Below are 3,271 nucleotides of genomic sequence, written 5' to 3' on the forward strand. Positions count from 1 at the left end.
CTTCAGAACTAACACAGTGGACGCGAGCAACTGAGGACAAGCCCTCGGCCTATTAGTACCAGTCAGCTCCACCCGTTACCGGGCTTCCACATCTGGCCTATCAACCCAGTCGTCTACTGGGAGCCTTACCCTCTCAAGGAGGTGGGAATACTCATCTTGAAGCAGGCTTCCCGCTTAGATGCTTTCAGCGGTTATCCCTCCCGAACGTAGCCAACCAGCCATGCCCTTGGCAGGACAACTGGCACACCAGAGGTTCGTCCGTCCCGGTCCTCTCGTACTAGGGACAGCCCTTCTCAATATTCCTACGCGCACAGCGGATAGGGACCGAACTGTCTCACGACGTTCTAAACCCAGCTCGCGTACCGCTTTAATGGGCGAACAGCCCAACCCTTGGGACCGACTCCAGCCCCAGGATGCGACGAGCCGACATCGAGGTGCCAAACCATCCCGTCGATATGGACTCTTGGGGAAGATCAGCCTGTTATCCCCGGGGTACCTTTTATCCGTTGAGCGACGGCGCTTCCACAAGCCACCGCCGGATCACTAGTCCCGACTTTCGTCCCTGCTCGACCCGTCGGTCTCACAGTCAAGCTCCCTTGTGCACTTACACTCAACACCTGATTGCCAACCAGGCTGAGGGAACCTTTGGGCGCCTCCGTTACTTTTTGGGAGGCAACCGCCCCAGTTAAACTACCCATCAGACACTGTCCCTGATCCGGATCACGGACCGAGGTTAGACATCCAGCACGACCAGAGTGGTATTTCAACGGCGACTCCACCATGACTGGCGTCACAGCTTCAAAGTCTCCCACCTATCCTACACAAGCCGAACCGAACACCAATATCAAACTATAGTAAAGGTCCCGGGGTCTTTCCGTCCTGCTGCGCGAAACGAGCATCTTTACTCGTAGTGCAATTTCACCGGGCCTATGGTTGAGACAGTCGAGAAGTCGTTACGCCATTCGTGCAGGTCGGAACTTACCCGACAAGGAATTTCGCTACCTTAGGATGGTTATAGTTACCACCGCCGTTTACTGGCGCTTAAGTTCTCAGCTTCGCCACACCGAAATGTGACTAACCGGTCCCCTTAACGTTCCAGCACCGGGCAGGCGTCAGTCCGTATACATCGCCTTACGGCTTCGCACGGACCTGTGTTTTTAGTAAACAGTCGCTTCTCGCTGGTCTCTGCGGCCACCCCCAGCTCACGGAGTAAATCCGATCACCAGTGATGGCCCCCCTTCTCCCGAAGTTACGGGGGCATTTTGCCGAGTTCCTTAACCATAGTTCACCCGAACGCCTCGGTATTCTCTACCTGACCACCTGAGTCGGTTTAGGGTACGGGCCGCCATGAAACTCGCTAGAGGCTTTTCTCGACAGCATAGGATCATCCACTTCACCACAATCGGCTCGGCATCAGGTCTCAGCCTTAATGAGGGACGGATTTGCCTACCCCTCGGCCTACACCCTTACCCCGGGACTACCACCGCCCGGGCTGGACTACCTTCCTGCGTCACCCCATCGCTTACCTACTACAAGTCTGGTTCGCCGGCTCCACCACTTTCCTTTCCCCGAAGGGTCCGGAACGGCTTCACGGACTTAGCATCGCCTGATTCGATATTGGGCGTTTCAAAGCGGGTACCGGAATATCAACCGGTTGTCCATCGACTACGCCTGTCGGCCTCGCCTTAGGTCCCGACTTACCCTGGGCAGATCAGCTTGACCCAGGAACCCTTAGTCAATCGGCGCACACGTTTCTCACGTGTGTATCGCTACTCATGCCTGCATTCTCACTCGTGAACCGTCCACAACTAGCTTCCGCTGCTGCTTCACCCGGCACACGACGCTCCCCTACCCATCACAGCAGGCGTTGGCCCTATTGCTGCAATGACACGACTTCGGCGGTACGCTTGAGCCCCGCTACATTGTCGGCGCGGAATCACTTGACCAGTGAGCTATTACGCACTCTTTCAAGGGTGGCTGCTTCTAAGCCAACCTCCTGGTTGTCTCTGCGACTCCACATCCTTTCCCACTTAGCGTACGCTTGGGGGCCTTAGTCGATGCTCTGGGCTGTTTCCCTCTCGACCATGGAGCTTATCCCCCACAGTCTCACTGCCACGCTCTCACTTACCGGCATTCGGAGTTTGGCTAAGGTCAGTAACCCGGTAGGGCCCATCGCCTATCCAGTGCTCTACCTCCGGCAAGAAACACGTGACGCTGCACCTAAATGCATTTCGGGGAGAACCAGCTATCACGGAGTTTGATTGGCCTTTCACCCCTAACCACAGGTCATCCCCCAGGTTTTCAACCCTGGTGGGTTCGGTCCTCCACGAAGTCTTACCTCCGCTTCAACCTGCCCATGGCTAGATCACTCCGCTTCGGGTCTAGAGCGTGCAACTCAATCGCCCTATTCGGACTCGCTTTCGCTACGGCTTCCCCACACGGGTTAACCTCGCTACACACCGCTAACTCGCAGGCTCATTCTTCAAAAGGCACGCAGTCACGACCGTCATTCCGAAGAATGACGGCGACGCTCCCACGGCTTGTAGGCACACGGTTTCAGGTACTATTTCACTCCGCTCCCGCGGTACTTTTCACCATTCCCTCACGGTACTATCCGCTATCGGTCACCAGGGAATATTTAGGCTTAGCGGGTGGTCCCGCCAGATTCACACGGGATTTCTCGGGCCCCGTGCTACTTGGGAGATTCTTAAGCAAGCCGCTGATGTTTCGTCTACGGGGGTCTTACCCTCTACGCCGGACCTTTCGCATGTCCTTCGACTACATCAACGGTTTCTGACTCGCCGACCGGCCGGCAGACCGATCAAAAGAATTCCCACAACCCCGCATGCGCAACCCCTGCCGGGTATCACACGCATACGGTTTGGCCTCATCCGGTTTCGCTCGCCACTACTCCCGGAATCACGGTTGTTTTCTCTTCCTGCGGGTACTGAGATGTTTCACTTCCCCGCGTTCCCTCCACACTGCCTATGTGTTCAGCAGTGGGTGACAGCCCATGACGACTGCCGGGTTTCCCCATTCGGACACCCCCGGATCAAAGCTCAGTTGGCAGCTCCCCGGGGCCTATCGCGGCCTCTCACGTCCTTCATCGGTTCCTGGTGCCAAGGCATCCACCGTGTGCCCTTAAAAACTTGGCCTACAGATGCTCGCGTCCACTGTGTAGTTCTCAAGCAACGACCAGTCACCCATCACCCTGACCATAAGATCAAGTTCACTGGGGCCGGCATCGCAGAAGGACAGCCTTTCGGCCGCA

Annotated in this window: 1 rRNA gene; it reads right to left on the bottom strand. The window is 56.6% G+C overall.

Annotated features, from left to right (window positions below):
* Positions 1 to 32: 32 nt before the first annotated feature.
* Positions 33 to 3,155: ribosomal RNA gene (locus tag ABZY44_RS37220) — 23S ribosomal RNA — on the bottom strand.
* Positions 3,156 to 3,271: the final 116 nt, after the last annotated feature.

Source organism: Streptomyces sp. NPDC006544 (assembly GCF_040611715.1).
Taxonomy (GTDB): Bacteria; Actinomycetota; Actinomycetes; order Streptomycetales; family Streptomycetaceae; genus Streptomyces.